Genomic DNA, 18,532 nt, shown 5'->3' on the forward strand with positions numbered 1-18,532 from the left:
TTACATTTTAAACTAAAATAGCTTTTTGATTTTACCTTATCAAGAACGTTAACCTGTTCTCTATGGTGTTGGTTTTATCAAGAAAACATCTCTCATTCATATTTATTTATGTTAATAAAAACGCTAGCTACATGGGCTTGTGTAAGTCTGTGTATGCTAACCTTTTCGCAAACAAATTATACCTTAAAAGGTTACGTATTAAATACTAACAATGTACCTGTTTCTGGAGCATTACTTGCTTCAAAACAGTTATCAACCACATCTTTAAGCGACGGAAGTTTCATCCTTTCGGGTTTTAAAAACGGTTCGTATGAAGTAACTATTACGCACAAAAACTATAAAGAACAGCATGTAAATGTGCGTTTTAATGGTGCTTCAACCAGCATAACTGTTGCTTTAGATGCTGCTAACACCGAGTTAGAAACAGTTACTCTTTATAGTAAAAGTGAAGAACGCGAAGCGCATGAATCGCCTATTTCAACTGTAAAAGTTTCAGAAGATTTTATGAATCTAAACCGAGAAAACAGCTTGATGCAAACCTTAAGTAAAATACCCGGTGTTAGCACCATAAATATTGGTTCAGGGCAATCAAAACCTTTAATTCGTGGGTTGGGGTTTAATCGTGTTAGTGTGGTTCAAAATGGTGTAAAACACGAAGCGCAACAATGGGGTAACGACCATGGTTTGGAAATAGATCAATATGGTATTGAGCAAATACGCATTATAAAAGGTGCAGCTTCATTACTCTATGGGTCTGATGCCATTGCAGGTGTAATTGATATTGAAGCACCTAAAATTCCTATGGAAAACACACTAAGTGGTGCTGTTAATTTACTAGCAGAAAACAATAATGACTTGTTTGGAATTTCGGCAGGATTACAAGAACGAAAAGCCAATTGGTACTACCGAACACGCCTTACCTATCGTGATTACGGCGATTATAAAGTACCTACAGATAGAATTAGCTACGAAAGCTACATTTTCGAATTACATGAAAACCACCTTAGAAACACTGCTGGTCGTGAAGCAAATGCAGCTTTTAGCTTAGGTTATGTGGGTACAAATTTTAAAACCGAAACCTTTTTTAGCAACGTTAACGCTAAAAACGGATTTTTTGCAAATGCCCATGGTTTAGAAGTGCGCACCTCAACTATTGATTATGATAGCAATGATAGAGACATCGATTTGCCGTACCACAAAGTCAACCATTTTAAAATTGTAAATAACACCACGGTTTATCAAGGTGCGCATACCCTTAATTTCGAATTAGGATTTCAAAACAATCACAGAGAGGAACACTCAGAGCCTGTGCCTCATGGCTATATGCCAAAACCAGATGATAGTCAAGAACGTGTTTTTTATAAAAATACCTGGTCGTTTAACGCACGCGATGCTTTTAAACCCAATGAAAAGCATCAGCTTGTTTTTGGGCTTAATACCGAATACCAAAATAACAATATTGGTGGTTGGGGATTTTTAATTCCAGAATATAATAGGTTTACAATAGGCGCGTTTGCATTCGATCATTTTGATATTAGTGAAAAACTCCATTTTCAAGGTGGTTTACGCTACGATTTTGGTGTGGTAAAAACAAAATCGCATTTCGATAAATTTCAATCTACCGTAAATAATGCCGATGGCAGCACATCGTATATTTATTTACAACGTGCTTTAAACAAAACCCTAAATTTTAATAGCCTAAGCGGTTCGGTTGGATTGAGTTATGTTACCCCAAAAACAACCTATAAAATAAATCTTGGCAAAAGTTTTAGAATACCATTAGCAAACGAGTTAGCATCAGATGGTGTAAACTATCACATGTATCGTTTTGAGCGTGGTAATTTAGATTTAGATCCTGAAAAATCGTATCAATTAGATATGGATGTGGATTTTGTTTCCAAAAAATTCGATTTTGGCGTAAGTCCGTTTATAAACTGGTTTGAGAATTTCATTTACCTCAACCCGACGTCAAACTACTACGAAACGCTTCAAATTTACGAGTACACACAAAGTAAAGTTTTCCGTTTGGGTGGCGAGTTAAGACTTGGTTATCATCTTTTAAAACATTTAAGGCTAGATGGATCTTTAGAATATGTTTATAGCCGACAAACCACAGGCCCTAAAAAACATTTTACTATTCCGTTTTCACCGCCGCTATCTGGAATAATTTCAGCAAATTATCAATTCAACAAAAATCTATTTTTCTTTAAAAACCCACAGTTTTCGGCAAATTTTAGGCTTACCGCAAATCAAGATGATATTGTTCCGCCAGAAGAAAAAACCGAAGGCTATAATGTGTTAAACCTGTCATTTAATAGCGGATTTAAACTGTTAAACGCTAAAAAATTAGCACAATTCCGATTTAAACTAAACAACGTTTTTAACACACAATATTTTAATCATACCAGTTTTTACAGACTTATTGATGTACCCGAAGCTGGTAGAAACCTTTCGGTTTCATTAACAATACCTTTTTAGAACAAACCTTATAAATTTTTAATCATTAAAACAATTCAATTATGAAATCAAATTTTAAACATTTAGCAATCATTTTACTTGTAGCCATTGGCTTTACCTCGTGTAGTAATGATGATGATAGCGTAACTTATGATGCGCCACAAATCACCAATTTCGAGTTTGGAGAAGGCAGCACGCATTCTACCGAGCCTGTTGCTTACAAAGGAGCAGACATCCACATGGAAGCAGAAATTCTAGCCGAAGCTACCATTAGCAGTATTTCGGTTGATATTCATGCCCACGACCTAACGCTTGCCGATGGTGAAGTAGAATGGGATTTTGAACAAACGTATACCGATGCTAGCTACCAAGTTATCAATACCACATTTCACGAACATATTGATGTACCAAGTAACATTCCTGCTGGCGAATATCACATTACATTAACAGTTGTTGATGAATTAGGTAACAGCACCGAAGTTGAAGGCCATATCGAAATTATGGATCCTATTTCAATTAGCGATATCTCTATTGACAGCACAGTGCTACGTGGTAACGATTTCCATGCGGAATTTATGATTTATGCTGTAAACGGAATCCATAACATTTCTGTTGATGTACATGCGCACGGTTTAACCATTGGCGATGGTGAAGCAGAATGGGATTTTGAGCAAGCTTACGAAGATGGCTACCACGAAAGCACCGAGGCTGAATTCCATGAGCATATCGATGTACCTGCAACTGCGCCTGCTGGTGAATACCACATGATTTTTACTATTGAAGATGAAAACGGTAATACTTTCGAGTATGAAACTCACATTGATGTTACAGCATAGTTTTAACATGACCAAACTAATAAAACAACTTAGTATAGTCTTTATTTTCGCACTAATCGTTTCCTGCTCGGGAGACGATAGTGCAGATAAAGATGAAACAAAGCCCACTATAAGTATAAACTACAACAACGGCTTTCCACAGGCTTGTGCCGAATTAGTTCGCGGAGAAACTTACAACTTTCGAGCAATGGTAACAGATAATGCAGAATTAGCAGCTTATAGTTTAGATATCCACCATAATTTTGATCATCACACACACGACGACCAAGAGGCTTTATGTGATTTAAACCCTGTTAAATCGGCTATGAACCCCATGATTTATATGGAAAATTTCTCTATTGAAGCAGGATTAACCTCGTATGAAATAAACATACAAGTTACTATTCCTAACGATATAGATACGGGCGATTATCATTGTGCGTACTCGGCAACTGATAAAACTGGTTGGCAAGCCAGAACATCTATTGATATTAAGATTGTAGAATAATCTACAATTTAAAATATAGGGTGCATAATTAATCATGATTTAATTATGTTTTTAAGAGCAGTGTCATGTTAAGTGGCACTGCTTATTATAAATTTTTAATGTAAATTGCTTTGTGATACAAACAAAAAACATAAGCTTTCAATATCAAAAAAACGATGCGGTTTTTACCTTTCCTGATATTAATTTAGGAAAGGAAGAACCACTATTAATTCTAGGTAAATCGGGCATTGGTAAAACCACCTTGTTACACATAATTGCGGGATTGTTAAATCCGAAATCGGGAGAAGTTACCATTGATGGCACCAATTTACAATCTTTAAATAGCAAACAACGCGATCAATTTATTGGGAAACATATTGGTTTAGTATTTCAAAAAAACTTCGCCAACCGCTCATTAACCGTTTTAGAAAACTTAGAAGCGCGTCTTTTTTTTAGTGGAAAAACCGCCAATAAAAATAATATACCTAACCTTTTAAAAGCTTTACAAATTGAAGGTTGCCAAACCCAAAAAATAAACGAACTCAGTGAAGGTCAGTTACAACGATTAGGCATTGCGCTTGCTGTAATACATGAACCCAAACTTATTTTAGCCGATGAACCAACGGCAAGTTTAGATGATGATAATTGCCAAAATGTGATGCAATTGCTAATTAATCAAGCTAAAACCAATAAATCAAATTTGATTGTAATTACACACGATCAAAGAGTGAAATCGTTATTCCAAAACATCCTTACCTTATGAATATTTGGAAAATTAGCATAAAAAACCTGTTGCATAAACCGCTATACACGGCCTTAAGTGTTTTGGCTTTAACCATTAGCATAGGTTTACTTATTAGCATAAAACAACTTGATGCCACCTTAAAACAACAATTTGAAAATAACTTAGCCGATATCGATTTAGTAGTTGGTGCAAAAGGTAGTCCGCTGCAATTGGTACTGGCTTCAGTATTACATATCGATAATCCAACGGGTAACATCTCGTATGATGAAGCTAAAAAAATTTCAAAAAACAGACTTGTAGAAATGGCAATTCCGATGTCTTACGGCGATAATTTTAAGGGCTACAGAATTGTTGGAAGCAACATTAGTTTTTCCAAGTTTTATAAAGCTGAAATTGAAAAAGGACACGATTTTAAAAGTCCTATGGAAGTGGTTTTAGGTAGCGATGTTGCAAACGCTTTACAATTAAAAATTGGTGATACCTTTTTAAGTTCGCATGGTTTAGCGGAAGAAGGTTCTCACGAACACCCAGAAAACTTTGTTGTAGTTGGCATTTACAAACAAACCCACAAAGTGATAGACCGTTTGATTGTTACACCATTGGAAAGTATTTGGGATGTTCATAACCATGAAGAAAACGAAGAACATCCTTCAGAGGAAAGCCACCATCACGCGGAAGAAAATCATCATAAAGCACATAATGAAGAAACCCATAACGACCAAGAAATAACCTCACTATTGGTTAAATTTAAAAACCCAATGGGTTTATTGCGTTTACCAAGACAAATAAACTCAAACACCAATATGCAAGCCGCCATACCAAAATATGAAATGGAACGCCTATTTGGATTTACAGGCATTGGTGTAAAAGCCATTTCATGGATTGCTTATGCCATTTTACTGATTTCTAGCCTTATCATTTTTATAAACTTATTTAAAATGGTAAAAGAACGCGCATTCGATTTAGCCCTTTTACGAACCTATGGCGCGAGTAATTTTCAGCTTATAAAAATTGTCGCTTACGAAGGTTTTGTTGCTACTTTTGCAGCCATATTTATAGGCTTAATATTATCAAAAGTTGGCCTGTTTTTTGTGTTTAAAATGTTAAGTAATCAGTTTAAGCAAACCATTCCGCAAAGTTTGGAATTTTCAAATGTTATCACAGTTTTAAGTTGGGTAATGGTTATGGTGGTCTTGGCTATTTTACTTGCCATTTTACCAATTTTAAAAATGAATGTGTCAAAAATCCTAAGTCATGAAAAATAATCTCATCCTTTTTACTTTTATGTTTGTTGCGATAAGTGCTTTTGCTCAAAAAAAAGTGACCTGGGAAAATTTATCGAAAGTAAAATTTGAAGAAAAGTATTTTCCAGCGTACGATGAATACTTTTTATATCCGAAGTTCGATAAATCCATTCAAGACATCAATGGTAAAACCATTACTATTGAGGGCTACTTTTTAGATGTCGCTTCTGGATCAAACACCTTTATTTTATCTTTAAACCCAATGGCTTCATGCTTTTTTTGTGGCGCTGTTGGACCAGAAACGGCCATGGAACTTCATTTTAAAGATAAACCCAAATTAAGAACCGATGATTATGTTCGCGTCACCGGAATTTTTAAATTAAATGCCGATGATGTCGATCATTTAAATTATATTCTAGAAAATTGTATAGCTGAAAAAATCAACTAAACAATAATAACCTAAACCCTAGAAGCTAGTTTTTTTAATGTTTTATTAAAATGAGATGAAATCGCATTAAAATCATTATTAACCCCATTTTTCACAACCCAATTACCACCTACAATGGTTCCTAAAATGTGACTAGCATCACTTGAATACACATAGGTATTACACCAATGTTTTTCAGAAGTGTTTTTTACTAATGGCATATTAGCATCCATAATTACGGTGTCGAAAGGTTTACCAACGTCAAAAAAATCGTTCGTGATATTACCCATCGCCTTTTTACCTGTTTGCCACATCATTTCTATGGCGTTGAAGCCTCTATCTGCTTTTCTTGAAACATAAAAAGTATCGCGTTTATGAGAGATTAACCGTTGTCCGTAATCTAATAAACGTAATTCTTCAAACGGATTTAAACCCACGTGACTATCTGTACCAATACTCCACTTTCCGTTTAACGCTTTAAAATCGTGAAAACGAAAAATGCCATCGCCTAAATTACCTTCGGTTGAAGGACATAAAACCACATTGGCTTGTGCTTTGGCAATACCTGCAACTTCATCATCATTTAAATGTGTTGCATGGACTAAATGAAAATTTTCGGTGACATTACAATTATCTAATAACCATTCTACGGGACGTTTTCCGTAGAATTAATAATAGATTAAATAGTTTAGTTGATTTAATGACAAAAACTCTCAGCACCATGTTGTGTTGGGAGTTTTTTTATTAATCAAAATATAAGCGCTATTCAATTTTATAGGAACCGCAACTTACAGATTATAACGAAATATGAATTTGTAGCAACCTCAACTAAATCTCTTCTAAAAAAGCACAAAACAGACGCATTATTTAAGACTGAAAAAAGAAAAGCACACTTAATTTATCAGAATTAAGCATGCTTTATAAAATTAATTCTTGGTGTTTATGAGTTAAATTAATCTTATTCCATCACTACAGAATCACTTTCGCAATACGGATCCAAAGTATTTATTGTACCATCATCATTATAAGTTATTTCGGCAACCTTAATAGAACGCAGATGCGTCACACCTTTCGATAAGCTAGAATCGTGATAAAATAAGTACCACTTCCCTTCTACTTCACAAATAGAATGATGCGATGTCCAACCAACAACAGGATTTAAAATTCTACCGGTGTATGTAAATGGTCCATAAGGATTATCGCCAATGCCATAACAAATAAAATGCGTATCGCCAGTGGAATACGAGAAATAATACTTTCCGTTATATTTATGCATCCAAGCAGCTTCAAAAAAACGTCTATCGTTATCGCCTTCTAACAATAAATCACCATTTTCGTCTATTATTTGTACTTGCTTAACCTCTTCAGAAAACTCTAATAAATCATCTTGAAGTTTAGCTACCAAAGGCATTAAAGCGGTTTCGTCGGGTTTAGGCAACTCGTTTTTCGTATCAAAAATATTATTGCGATACTTTTGAAGCATACCGCCCCAAATACCTCCAAAATACAGGTAGTAATTACCATCATCATCTTTAAAAATAGCAGGATCGATACTATAACTCCCTTTTATCGGCTGTGGTTGCGGTGTAAAAGGACCTGTTGGAGAATCGCTAATAGCCACACCTATTTTAAAAAAACCTTCGTAATCGCGAGCAGGAAAAAACAAGTAATATTTACCATCCTTTTCGGTGGCATCGGGTGCCCACATTTGCTTTTCGGCCCATGGTACATCGTCAACATGCAATGCCAATCCGTTATCTACCGCCTTACTACAAACAGAATCCATAGAAAACACATGATAATCTTCCATTCCAAAATGGTCGCCATTATCGTTAAAAGGAATACCTGCATCAATATCATGCGACGGATAAATGTATATTTTCCCGTTAAACACATGCGCCGACGGATCTGCGGTATACATGTGTGTTACCAACGGTTGCGAAATGGCTTTTTTATTTAATTCGTTAAAATCGATATGATCTATAGAGTTTTCTGGCATAATAATTAAAGATTTAAATTCTACGTTGTTTTAAATCGTTTTCAATAGTTTTTTCCATCGTTTTATCAATGGCATAAAACGACAACAACACAACGCATATTAAAAATGGTATTGCAGGATAAATACTTACCAACATTTTAGTTCCTTGTATGGCACTTTCTGGCTGTAACAGGGCTTCACCAGTAATTACAGCTTCTTTAGTTACGTAATTATAGAGCCCTAAAATCCAGGTTACAAGTGCACTTCCTATACTTAATCCTGCTTTTAATCCTACCATCATCGCAGAAAAAATTATTGCCGTAGCACGACGGTAGTTTATCCACTCCGAATAATCGGCAACATCAGCTATCATCGCCCAAAGCAACGGAATAGTTAATCCGTAAAAAAAGCCGTGTAATATTTGTGAAACAAACATGAGTATCACCGCATTTTTCGGAAAGAAAAAGAAGATTATTATAAATATTGTAGAAATGAATAAAGCAAGACGAAACACATCGCGTTTACCATATTTATCGGCAAATCGTTTGGAAAAAGTTATACCAACAATCATAAAAATAATTCCGCCCGCATTAAACAACCCGAAACCTGCCGACACTGGATTTGCGCCGAAAAAATTAAGTCCTACTTGAGATAATGCATCAAGTATAGGCTGAATAAATTGTGTTAAACTAGTTTTATCTACATAGTTTTCAAAATAATACACATACGAACCTCCTTTCATAGCGAGTGTTACAAAAACCAGTAAAGTAACGATTAAGATAATAACCCAAGGTTTGTTTTTCAGCAAATCGGAAAGGTCTTGTTTAACGCTAGATTTTTGTGCTATTTCTGGAACAATACGTTCTTTAGTTGTAAAAAAGGTTATGATGAGCATGATAGTTCCAATGGCTGCCAACCACGTCATTACCACCTCAATTCCTAGTGCTTTATCGCCACCTCCTACAGCTTCAATTATCGGTAACATAAATACCTGAACAAAAAACTGAGCAAACATAACCGCTACAAAACGATAGGACGAAATACTGTTACGCTCTCCCATATCACCTGTAATTACGCCACTTAAAGCAGAATATGGTAAATTATTTGCCGCATACAAAAGCAATAACAATGTGTACGTTACTGCCGCATAAATAACTTTTCCTTTATAAGTGAAATCGGGTGTACTAAAAGCTAGAATTGAAATGACTCCAAGAGGAACAGCCGTCCATAAAATCCATGGGCGAAATTTACCCGATTTAGCATTAGTTCTATCGGCTAAAGCGCCAATAATTGGATTAAACCCGAAGGCTGCTATAAGCCCAACAACTAGCATAATGGCCGAAGCATGATTTGCCTCTAGCCTATAAATATCGGTATAAAAGTAAGCCAAATACGTCATTAGCGTTTGAAAAACTAAGTTCGCTGCCAAATCGCCAAGGCTATAGCCTATTTTTTCCTTTACGGATAATTTTTGAACCGTATTACTCATAAATGTTTAGTTAGTTGGTTGGTTAATTCTAGTTTATGGTTTTAAAGCGATAATACTATCGAAAGCTTGTTTGGGTTGGTTTTCCCTATCGAACAATAACGGATAATCGGTGCGTCCGTTAATTGGCCAATCGTTCTTCCAGGAATTGCCATCATTTAAACCCCAAAAGGTGACTCTATTTATCTTGTCTTTATGCTTAAAAGTTTGAATATCTCTTGATACCTTATTGCTAATTGCTTTTGAATTACTTCGGGTAATTCAGTTGGATACGGATTCATGGTTGGATCATCACTTTCAAACTTAACGTTAACATCGGCTCCAGAAAAATCCCAAGGCATAGGAATTACCGAAATATCTAATTCGGTAATATCAACCTTTATTCCTAAAGCGGCATACTCTAAAATACTGGTTTCAATCTCGCTAATAGTTGGCGAGGTTAGTCCCCAATGCCCTTGCATACCAATACCATCAACTTTTACGCCTTTATTCTGAAGGTTCTTTATCAAGTTAATCGCACCGCGACGTTTATCAGGGTTAGTTAAACTATAATCGTTATAAAACAGTTGCGCGTTCGGATCTGCTTCTGAAGCGATTTGAAAAACCATAGGAATATAATCTTCGCCTAATACCTTGTAAAATACCGATTCACGCAGGGCGCCATCGTCGTTTAAAGCTTCATTTAAAACATCCCAAGCGTCAATCTTGCCTTTGTATCGTCCTATAATGGTATTTATGTGATTCGTGATAACGGATGCCAATTCGGTACTATCGGTAATTTCAGAAAAAAACGGACTTAATTGACTATGCCAAATTAAAGTATGTCCTTGAATGTGTAGTTGATGCTTTTTTGCAAAATTTACAAACACATCGGAAGTTGTGAAATTAAACACCTCTTTTTCAGGATAAATGTGCATCGACTTCATTAAATTCTCTGGTGTCACACTACTAAATTGTTCAGCTATTAAGTTAGTTGTAACCGAATCGGTTTCCTTAATTTGCGCTTCATTTAAAGCAACACCAACATAAAAATCATCTTTAAAAACTGTTTTTAAGGTCTTATTTTGAGGGATTTGTTCTGAGGTTTCCTGCTGATTTTTACAACTTATAAAAAGTAGTATCAAGGCAAAATATGGTAGTAATTTCATTTTAGTTATTGACTTTAGTTTTAGTTAAATTTGGTTTAATCTTTAGGTGCAAAAGGAAATTCTAAAGACATAAAATAGTCTAAATTTTGTTCAGTTTTATCTACAGTTTTAGGTAATGGCATTTTTGAAAACTGCTGAAAATACAGCAAACATGCATCACGCCACCATTTCGCTTCTTTAAATTGAATGCTTAAAAGCATTTTCACGTTATTGAAGCGTTCTTCATCAACATAAGGCTTCATTTTATCCCAAATACTTATCATATTTTTTACTTGATTTACACCTTCTTGATATTTTAATGCGATTCCATTCCAAAGCGTTTCGCCATTTTTCAACTTATAATCCCATGGCACATGATGAAACCACAGCAAAAATTCTCCTGGGCAACTATTCACATCGTTAAACATATTGGCTACTTTTGGTTCGTATTGCTCCACAGCATTGCTTCCTGAGTGTGTTCTGTTAAAACCTATGCCATGTTCATCAGCTTTATGGTAATACACTGGATTCCATTCAGGACGCGATAAATTCGACACCCAAGGCCCTGGCCCATAATGATGACCAGTCCCCATAATATGATGCAAACCAAGCGGCGTCATGTAGTTTACAACAGCTTCGCGAGATTCAATTAACATGGTTGTTAAAGCATCTACAAAATTGTTATTATTACTAAAAGTTAAACGCAACCACTCATCTGCAATGGTTTTTGATGATGTATTAGGATTCCAAGCTAAGCGCCCAAAACCGTACCAATTGGCTTGTAAAAACACATTTCCTGTCCAATTTATATCACTTCCAATGTTGCTAACACCAGCCATTCCTGTAAGTTTCACATCAGATAAAGAACCATCGATCACTTTTGCCACGGTCGATCCTTTTCCTTGAGCGTACGTATCTGATTGCAGAACTTCTTCATATAACTTCGGAAGAAAAACCGTGTGCGTGCTAAAACCTAAATATTCTTGTGTAATTTGAAATTCCATCATTAACGGTGTTTTAGGCATTGCGCCAAACATAGGATGAAACGGTTCTCGTGGCTGGAAATCGATAGCACCGTTTTTTACTTGCACAAGTACGTTATCTTTAAACTGTCCGTCGTAAGGAACAAACTCAGAATACGCTTGTTTTGCTCTATCGGTTACATCGTGTTCGGAATAGACAAAAGCGCGCCACATAACTATGCCGCCGAAAGGCTTTAGAGCATTAGCGAGCATATTCGCGCCATCAACATGATTTCGATTGTAATTTTGGGGACCTGGTTGCCCTTCAGAATTTGCCTTAACTAAAAACCCACCAAAATCTGGAATTCTCTCGTAAATTGCTTTGGCTTTATTTGCCCACCAATTTTTGACATCTTCATTATAAGGATCGGCAGTTTCGAGACCGCCAATTTCAATCGGTGCCGAAAATCGAGCGGTTAGGTAGACTTTTATCCCGAATGGTCTAAAAACATTGGAAAGTGCTTCTACTTTTTCTAAATATTGATCGGTTAAAATTAGCGCATTCGCATTTACATTGGTTAAAACCGTACCATTTATACCAACTGACGCATTGGCTCGCGCATAATCTATGTACCTCGAATCGATATAATCGGGCAAACGATGCCAATCCCAAATAGAGCTTCCGGCATAACCACGCTCAACGGTTCGATCTAAATTATCCCAATGATTTAAAGTTCTCACCTGTATTGCTGGTGAATCAATCATCGATAAATTTTCAATAGAACGATGCATTTGAATTACTCTTAAAAACCTAAACACACCGTAAAGCACACCAACATCCGTTTTTCCTGTAATTAAAATGTGATTTTTACCTTTTACGCTTACGGCTTTTATAATGAAGCCTTCATCATTTATTTTATGGAATTCATTTGGCAATGCTTTTAAAAATTCTTTTGTTAAATTCGATTTCGAACCGAAAACAACAAGGTTGTTTAAATTTTTAGTATTATCAACAGAAATAAACGCTTTATCCAACATCGCACTTAAAGCTAATTCCAGTTCTTTATAAGCATATTGAATGGTTTGTGAATCTCCTAAGGGCATTAGCCCTTGTATTCTATTTTGGTAATGTTTTTTTAGCGCTACATTATTAACGGTTTCATATTGCAACCATAAGTTATACCCTTTATTTTTAGGAGTATTCGCAAAAGTATTCCAACTTAAACAAAAAGTAAAAAGGATTAAAAAAACACGTTTATTTCTATATTTCATTGATAAAAAGTGAAGCAAAAAAACAATCGAATTTAGATTAAAAATCGTCAAAATGTATCTCTTGCTAATTATTAATATGTTGTAAAGATAAAAAAAATTAAGTATTTTGCAATCGGTTGCGTAAAACTATTGTTTTTAATTTCATAGATTTACAAAACTTACTTAAAAATAACCACTAAACTATATAACCACTATGAAACCTTTTACTTTAATTGTAAAAATTGGACTAATTGTTTTATTGCTTCACGCCTGTAAAAATGAAACGTCTAACAATAGTAATACACAAACAAAGACTGAAACAGCGGAAACTTTTGCTTTTGAATTTTACAACACTAATTTAACTATAGACGAACGTGTAACCGATTTAATTTCGAGATTAACACTGGAGGAAAAAATCGATCAGATGATGAATTCAACTCCAGGAATACCGCGTTTAAATATTCCGCCTTACGATTATTGGAATGAAGCTTTACACGGTGTTGGTCGCTCTTGTGCTGCAACCGTGTTCCCACAAGCCATTGCTTTAGGCGCAACTTTTGATGCTGAATTAGCGCATCGTGTATCAACCATTATTTCCGATGAAGCCCGAGCGCTATACAACGCTGCCACAGCCAAAGGTTATCATAAAAAATATGGCGGGTTAACTTTCTGGACACCAAACGTAAACATTTTTAGAGATCCGCGTTGGGGTCGCGGACAAGAAACTTATGGCGAAGACCCGTATTTAACAGGCCTTTTAGGCGAAGCTTTTGTAAAAGGCTTACAGGGTGATAATCCTGACTTTTTAAAAACTGCAGCCTGTGCGAAACATTACGCCGTGCATAGCGGTCCCGAAAAATTACGCCATGAATTTAACGCAACAACCTCTCAAAAAGATTTGTGGGAAACATATTTACCCGCCTTTGAACAGTTAGTTAATGCGGAAGTTGAGACCATAATGTGTGCCTACAACAGTACTAACGGCATGCCTTGTTGCGCTAACACTTACTTAATAAATGATGTTTTAAAAGATAAATGGCAATTTGACGGCCACATTGTAACCGATTGTGGGGCGCTGGAAGATTTTTACAACACACCTAGCAATGGCGGACATGGCATTGCAAAATCTAAAGCCGAAGCCGCTGCTATGGCCCTAAAAAGTGGTATCAATTTAAATTGTGGCGGTATTTACAATCACCTAGACGAAGCAATAATTGACGGATTAATTACCGAAAAAGATATTGACGAGCAACTTTTTAATCTTTTAAAAACCAGATTTAAACTCGGTTTATTTAACCCAAAAGGAAGTTCGCCATACGATAGTATTTCTATTGCTGTTGTTAATAGTGAAAAACATAGAAAACTAGCCAAAGAAGTTGCTCAAAAAAGTATTGTTTTATTAAAAAACAATGGTGTTCTACCTCTTAAAAACGATTTATCGAAATATTTTGTAACCGGACCTAACGCCGCAAATGTGGATATACTTTTGGGGAATTATTACGGCGTAAACTCCAATTTAGTTACCATTTTAGAGGGCATTGTTAACGCTGTTGATCCTGCGAGTCAAATTCAATACAGACAAGGTTGTTTGTTAAGCGAATTTCCTAAAAACCCAATTGATTGGGCCAGTGGAAACGCTGGAAATAGTGATGTCACTATCGCAGTTCTTGGCATTTCGTCGTTACTTGAAGGTGAAGAAGGCGAATCGTTGGCTTCCGCTACAGCAGGCGATAGATTGGATTACAATCTTCCTGAAAATCAATTGGATTATTTGCGTAAACTAAGAAAAGTAGCAGATAGAAATCCTAACAACAAAAAACCTATAATAGCTGTAATTACAGGTGGAAGCCCAATAAACTTAAAAGAAGTGCATGAATTAGCCGATGCCGTTTTATTTGTATGGTATCCTGGTGAAGAAGGCGGAAATGCTGTAGCTGATATTATTTTTGGTAAGGTCTCCCCTTCTGGACGATTACCCATCACTTTTCCTGAATCGTTAAACCAATTACCAGCGTACGACGACTACAGTATGCAAGGTCGAACTTACCGCTATATGAATGAAAAACCCATGTATCCGTTTGGTTTCGGATTGAGTTATACCAATTTTGAGTATTCAAATGTTTCTGCAGACAAATCATCTATAAATAAAGGTGAAACCGTTACACTATCCGCTAAAATGACCAATATAGGAAACTATACTTCCGATGAAGTTGTTCAGGTTTATATTAAAGACGAAGCAGCTTCTGCTACCACGCCTAATTTTCAACTTATAAAAACAAAACGCATAACATTAACAGCAAACACTTCCGAAACGTTAACTTTTACAATCACACCAAAAGATTTTGAAATTGTTTTAAACGATGGCTCAAAAACTATTGAATCTGGAACTTTCAAAATTTATATTGGTGGCTCAAGCCCAATGTCTAGAAGCACAGAACTAGGCGCTTCAAAACTATTAGAAACACAAATTACCATCCAATAAACCACAAAAATGAATACAATTTTAAAGTTTTTTACACTAATCATTTTTACTCTAAACCTTGTGCTTAATGCGCAAATAAAACTTCCAAAATTAGTAAGCGATGGTATGGTTTTACAACGCGATCAACCTATAAAAATTTGGGGTTGCGCAGCACCAAACGAGAACATTTCTATCAGTTTTAAATCTGAAAACTACTCAACAAAAGCCAACAACAATGGTAAATGGGCAGTATCTTTACCCGCACAAGATTTTGGTAGACCGTTCACCATGACCTTGAAAGCTAGCAATACTATTACGATTAATGATATTTTAATTGGTGATGTTTGGGTGTGCTCTGGTCAGTCTAATATGGAACTTACGATGGATAGAGTGAGTGATAAATACCAAAATGTTATTGATAAGGCAAATTACTCCGAAATTAGACAATTTTTAGTCCCAGATAGATACAATTTCAACAATGAATCTGAAGATTTTGAATCTGGCGAATGGATTGCTGCCAACCCAGAATCGGTAATGGATTTTTCGGCAGTTGCCTTTTTCTTTGCTCAAAATATTTATGAAAAACACCACATTCCTATCGGACTAATTAATAGCGCTTTGGGCGGATCGCCCGTGGAATCTTGAATAAGCGAAGATGCTATTAAAACCTTTCCTGAAGCTTATCAAGAAGCACTAAAATTTAAAGACCAAAAACTAATTGATTCTATAATTGCCAGCGATAAGCAACGTATTGATGGTTGGTACAGCGATTTAAATTCTAAAGATGAAGGATCACTTGCTTCCCCACAATGGCAAACTAAAAATATTGATGATACGTCTTGGAACACCATGGATTTACCTGGTTACTGGAAAAATGAACCAATTGGTAATATTAATGGCTGTGTTTGGTTTAGAAAAACCATTGAAATACCTGAGCATATGGCCGGAAAACCGGCAAAATTGATGTTAGGAAGAATTGTAGATCAGGATTTTGTATACGTTAATGGAGAATTTGTAGGCACTACGGGTTATCAATATCCGCCACGTCGTTATCATATAAAAGATAATATTTTACAAGCTGGAAAAAATAACATAACTGTTCGTGTCATCAACAATATAGGCAATGGTGGTTTTGTTTTAGAAAAACCTTATTATTTAGCTACTGAAACTGATACTATTCAGTTAAACGGTCGTTGGAAATATAAAGTTGGTACAAAAATGAGTTCTCTTGAAGGTCAAACCTTTATTCGTTGGAAACCTGTTGGGCTTTATAATGCAATGATCGCACCATTACTCAATTTAAAAATTAAGGGTGTGATTTGGTATCAAGGCGAATCGAATACCAAAAACCCAAAATCTTATTTTAAAACGTTTCCTGCATTAATTGAAAACTGGCGAAGTAAATGGCAACAAGGCAATTTTCCTTTTTTGTATGTTCAACTTACAAATTTTATGGAAACGAAATCCGAACCAGTTGAAAGCTCTTGGGCGGAATTAAGACAAGCGCAATTAGAAACGCTAAAAGTACCAAAAACCGCAATGGCCGTTGCGATAGACTTGGGCGAATGGAACGATATTCATCCATTAAACAAAAAAGATGTAGGTAAACGACTAGCGTTACTTGCTAGAAAAATGACTTATGGTGAAACCGATTTAAAAGCATCGAGCCCCATGCCTAAACAGACTAAATTTAAAAAAGATAAAATTGTTATCACTTTTAAAAATGCGGAAGATGGCTTACAATCCATAAACGGAATGCCCTTAAAAACCTTTTCTGTATCTAATGATAGTAAACATTTTGTTTGGGCTAAAGCTGAAATTAAAGGTAACAAAGTTATTGTTTGGCACAATAGTATTTCACAACCTAAAATTGTTCGATATGCTTGGAGTGACAATCCCGATGAGGCTAATTTATTTTCAAAAAACAATTTACCCGCATCTCCTTTTCAAATTAAGAAAGAAAACTAATATTTATAAACAACGCGAAAATTCGAATGGATTAATTTCTTTTTGAAGATTCGCGTTCTATCACTTCAGTGTTTAAAAATGCTATCTCTCGAATATCGTCTTTGGTTTTCGATTTTAAACTGTTCAAAATGATTTCAGCCGCAGCTTGCCCCATTTTTTCAGCAGGATGCGTGATAGTAGATAAATTTGGGTCGATAATTCTAGAAATGGGATCGTCGTTAAAGCCAATAACCGCTAATTCTTCAGGTACTTTAACTCCCATTTTTTTTGCGGTTTGAATCGCGCTTACACCTAAAATATCACCTGGCGCAAAAATACCATCCGGTTTATTTTTTAAGCTTAACAGTTTCTTTACTGCACGTGCGCCTTCATCGTAAGTTATCTCTTTAACTCTAATTACATACTTGTCGTCTACTTCAAGATTATGTTCTTTTAAAGCATCTAAATAGCCACGTTTACGCTCGTGATAAATAGTACCAAATTCCGAACCAATAGTTAAATGTGCGATATGCTTACAGCCTTGAGCAATCAAGTGTTTTGTAGCCTTATAACCTGCAATATAATTATCAATAACAACTCTGTAAGTGTTAAATCCTTTAGGAACCCTGTCGACAAACACCAACGGAATAGCACTTTCTTTAAACAACTGAAAATGTGCTGCATCTTCGGTTTCCATAGCTAAAGAACAAATTACACCACTTACTCTGTGATCGTAAAGTAACTTGGTTAAATCTACTTCATCTTTATGTTTATCATGAGATTGCATGATAATAACACTATAACCTGCTTTTCTGGCGGCAATTTCAATACCACTAATTAATGATGATAAAAACGGTTGCGTAATGGTTGGTAGTAAAACGCCAATGGCCTTCGATTTTTTACTTCTTAAACTCGCCGCCAAATTATTGGGTCTATACCCCATTTCTTGGGCTGTTTTTTTAACCTTGGCAATGGTTTTTTTACTTATAGTATGATGATCTTTTAATGCTCTGGAAATAGTTGAAGTCGCTAAATTTAGCTTTTCCGCAATATCATATATCGTTACTTCATTATAATCTTTCATATCGAGGTCTTGGTTTTCAAATATACGCTTTTACAGTAAAATAATTTTAACCCTACCTTCA

At 35.6% G+C, this 18,532-nt stretch carries 13 protein-coding genes and 2 pseudogenes; 9 read left to right on the top strand and 6 right to left on the bottom strand.

Annotated features, from left to right (window positions below; genetic code table 11):
* The first annotated feature begins 153 nt into the window (after positions 1 to 153).
* The 6 genes from PK35_RS00805 to PK35_RS00830 all read left to right on the top strand — a co-directional run bounded on the left by PK35_RS00805 (position 154) and on the right by PK35_RS00830 (position 6,196).
* The gene (locus PK35_RS00805) at positions 154 to 2,478 is read left to right on the top strand and encodes a TonB-dependent receptor (protein WP_117624638.1); all 2,325 of its coding nucleotides are present in this window, start codon (positions 154 to 156) and stop codon (positions 2,476 to 2,478) included.
* 41 nt (positions 2,479 to 2,519) lie between these two features.
* Positions 2,520 to 3,293 carry a DUF4625 domain-containing protein gene (locus PK35_RS00810; RefSeq protein ID WP_044624762.1) on the top strand — a complete coding sequence of 258 codons (774 nt, stop codon included), beginning with the start codon at positions 2,520 to 2,522 and terminating at the stop codon, positions 3,291 to 3,293.
* Between the two features lie 7 nt (positions 3,294 to 3,300).
* Positions 3,301 to 3,780, top strand: a complete 480-nt coding sequence (locus PK35_RS00815) for a DUF4625 domain-containing protein (protein ID WP_044624763.1) — start codon at positions 3,301 to 3,303, stop codon at positions 3,778 to 3,780.
* A 112-nt stretch (positions 3,781 to 3,892) separates the two neighbouring features.
* On the top strand, positions 3,893 to 4,522 hold the full coding sequence (locus tag PK35_RS00820; protein ID WP_082048485.1) for an ABC transporter ATP-binding protein: 630 nt from the start codon (positions 3,893 to 3,895) through the stop codon (positions 4,520 to 4,522).
* Positions 4,519 to 5,769: an ABC transporter permease gene (locus PK35_RS00825; RefSeq protein WP_044624765.1), complete on the top strand. Its 1,251-nt coding sequence runs from the start codon at positions 4,519 to 4,521 to the stop codon at positions 5,767 to 5,769. The genes PK35_RS00820 and PK35_RS00825 overlap by 4 nt, the downstream gene beginning before the upstream one ends.
* Positions 5,759 to 6,196: a hypothetical protein gene (locus tag PK35_RS00830; RefSeq protein ID WP_044624766.1), complete on the top strand. Its 438-nt coding sequence runs from the start codon at positions 5,759 to 5,761 to the stop codon at positions 6,194 to 6,196. The genes PK35_RS00825 and PK35_RS00830 overlap by 11 nt, the downstream gene beginning before the upstream one ends.
* Before the next feature lie 11 nt (positions 6,197 to 6,207).
* Here the strand turns inward: PK35_RS00830 and PK35_RS00835 are convergent.
* From PK35_RS00835 to PK35_RS00855, 5 genes and pseudogenes are all read right to left on the bottom strand, one after another.
* A pseudogene (locus PK35_RS00835) lies at positions 6,208 to 6,777 on the bottom strand (amidohydrolase family protein); the annotation flags it as partial.
* A 356-nt stretch (positions 6,778 to 7,133) separates the two neighbouring features.
* Positions 7,134 to 8,174: a glycoside hydrolase family 43 protein gene (locus PK35_RS00840; protein WP_044624767.1), complete on the bottom strand. Its 1,041-nt coding sequence runs from the start codon at positions 8,172 to 8,174 to the stop codon at positions 7,134 to 7,136.
* A 13-nt stretch (positions 8,175 to 8,187) separates the two neighbouring features.
* Complete coding sequence (locus tag PK35_RS00845; protein WP_044624768.1) at positions 8,188 to 9,642, bottom strand: MFS transporter; 1,455 nt, start codon at positions 9,640 to 9,642, stop codon at positions 8,188 to 8,190.
* A 33-nt stretch (positions 9,643 to 9,675) separates the two neighbouring features.
* A pseudogene (locus PK35_RS00850) lies at positions 9,676 to 10,787 on the bottom strand (endo-1,4-beta-xylanase).
* A gap of 35 nt (positions 10,788 to 10,822) precedes the next feature.
* Entirely contained in the window at positions 10,823 to 13,000 is a 2,178-nt protein-coding gene (locus PK35_RS00855; protein WP_044624769.1) for an alpha-glucuronidase family glycosyl hydrolase, read from the bottom strand.
* Between the two features lie 193 nt (positions 13,001 to 13,193).
* Here PK35_RS00855 and PK35_RS00860 point away from each other — a divergent pair, with 193 nt between their 5' ends.
* From PK35_RS00860 to PK35_RS00865, 3 genes are all read left to right on the top strand, one after another.
* Complete coding sequence (locus tag PK35_RS00860; RefSeq protein WP_044624770.1) at positions 13,194 to 15,461, top strand: glycoside hydrolase family 3 C-terminal domain-containing protein; 2,268 nt, start codon at positions 13,194 to 13,196, stop codon at positions 15,459 to 15,461.
* A 9-nt stretch (positions 15,462 to 15,470) separates the two neighbouring features.
* Complete coding sequence (locus tag PK35_RS17790) at positions 15,471 to 16,085, top strand: sialate O-acetylesterase (protein WP_238320847.1); 615 nt, start codon at positions 15,471 to 15,473, stop codon at positions 16,083 to 16,085.
* Between the two features lie 105 nt (positions 16,086 to 16,190).
* Complete coding sequence (locus PK35_RS00865; protein WP_238320875.1) at positions 16,191 to 17,408, top strand: sialate O-acetylesterase; 1,218 nt, start codon at positions 16,191 to 16,193, stop codon at positions 17,406 to 17,408.
* Between the two features lie 31 nt (positions 17,409 to 17,439).
* Here the strand turns inward: PK35_RS00865 and PK35_RS00870 are convergent, their stop codons facing one another.
* On the bottom strand, positions 17,440 to 18,471 hold the full coding sequence (locus tag PK35_RS00870; RefSeq protein ID WP_044624771.1) for a LacI family DNA-binding transcriptional regulator: 1,032 nt from the start codon (positions 18,469 to 18,471) through the stop codon (positions 17,440 to 17,442).
* Positions 18,472 to 18,532: the final 61 nt, after the last annotated feature.

The organism is Neotamlana nanhaiensis, from assembly GCF_000943555.1.
GTDB lineage: Bacteria > Bacteroidota > Bacteroidia > Flavobacteriales > Flavobacteriaceae > Neotamlana > Neotamlana nanhaiensis.

Bases quoted from the DNA above. Each gene is read 5' to 3' on its own strand.
- PK35_RS00825 (WP_044624765.1), top strand. From the start codon at position 4,519: ATGAATATTTGGAAAATTAGCATAAAAAACCTGTTGCATAAACCGCTA.
- PK35_RS17790 (WP_238320847.1), top strand. From the start codon at position 15,471: ATGAATACAATTTTAAAGTTTTTTACACTAATCATTTTTACTCTAAAC.
- PK35_RS00845 (WP_044624768.1), bottom strand. From the start codon at position 9,642: ATGAGTAATACGGTTCAAAAATTATCCGTAAAGGAAAAAATAGGCTAT.
- PK35_RS00860 (WP_044624770.1), top strand. From the start codon at position 13,194: ATGAAACCTTTTACTTTAATTGTAAAAATTGGACTAATTGTTTTATTG.
- PK35_RS00815 (WP_044624763.1), top strand. From the start codon at position 3,301: ATGACCAAACTAATAAAACAACTTAGTATAGTCTTTATTTTCGCACTA.
- PK35_RS00840 (WP_044624767.1), bottom strand. From the start codon at position 8,174: ATGCCAGAAAACTCTATAGATCATATCGATTTTAACGAATTAAATAAA.
- PK35_RS00830 (WP_044624766.1), top strand. From the start codon at position 5,759: ATGAAAAATAATCTCATCCTTTTTACTTTTATGTTTGTTGCGATAAGT.
- PK35_RS00855 (WP_044624769.1), bottom strand. From the start codon at position 13,000: ATGAAATATAGAAATAAACGTGTTTTTTTAATCCTTTTTACTTTTTGT.
- PK35_RS00805 (WP_117624638.1), top strand. From the start codon at position 154: ATGCTAACCTTTTCGCAAACAAATTATACCTTAAAAGGTTACGTATTA.
- PK35_RS00870 (WP_044624771.1), bottom strand. From the start codon at position 18,471: ATGAAAGATTATAATGAAGTAACGATATATGATATTGCGGAAAAGCTA.
- PK35_RS00810 (WP_044624762.1), top strand. From the start codon at position 2,520: ATGAAATCAAATTTTAAACATTTAGCAATCATTTTACTTGTAGCCATT.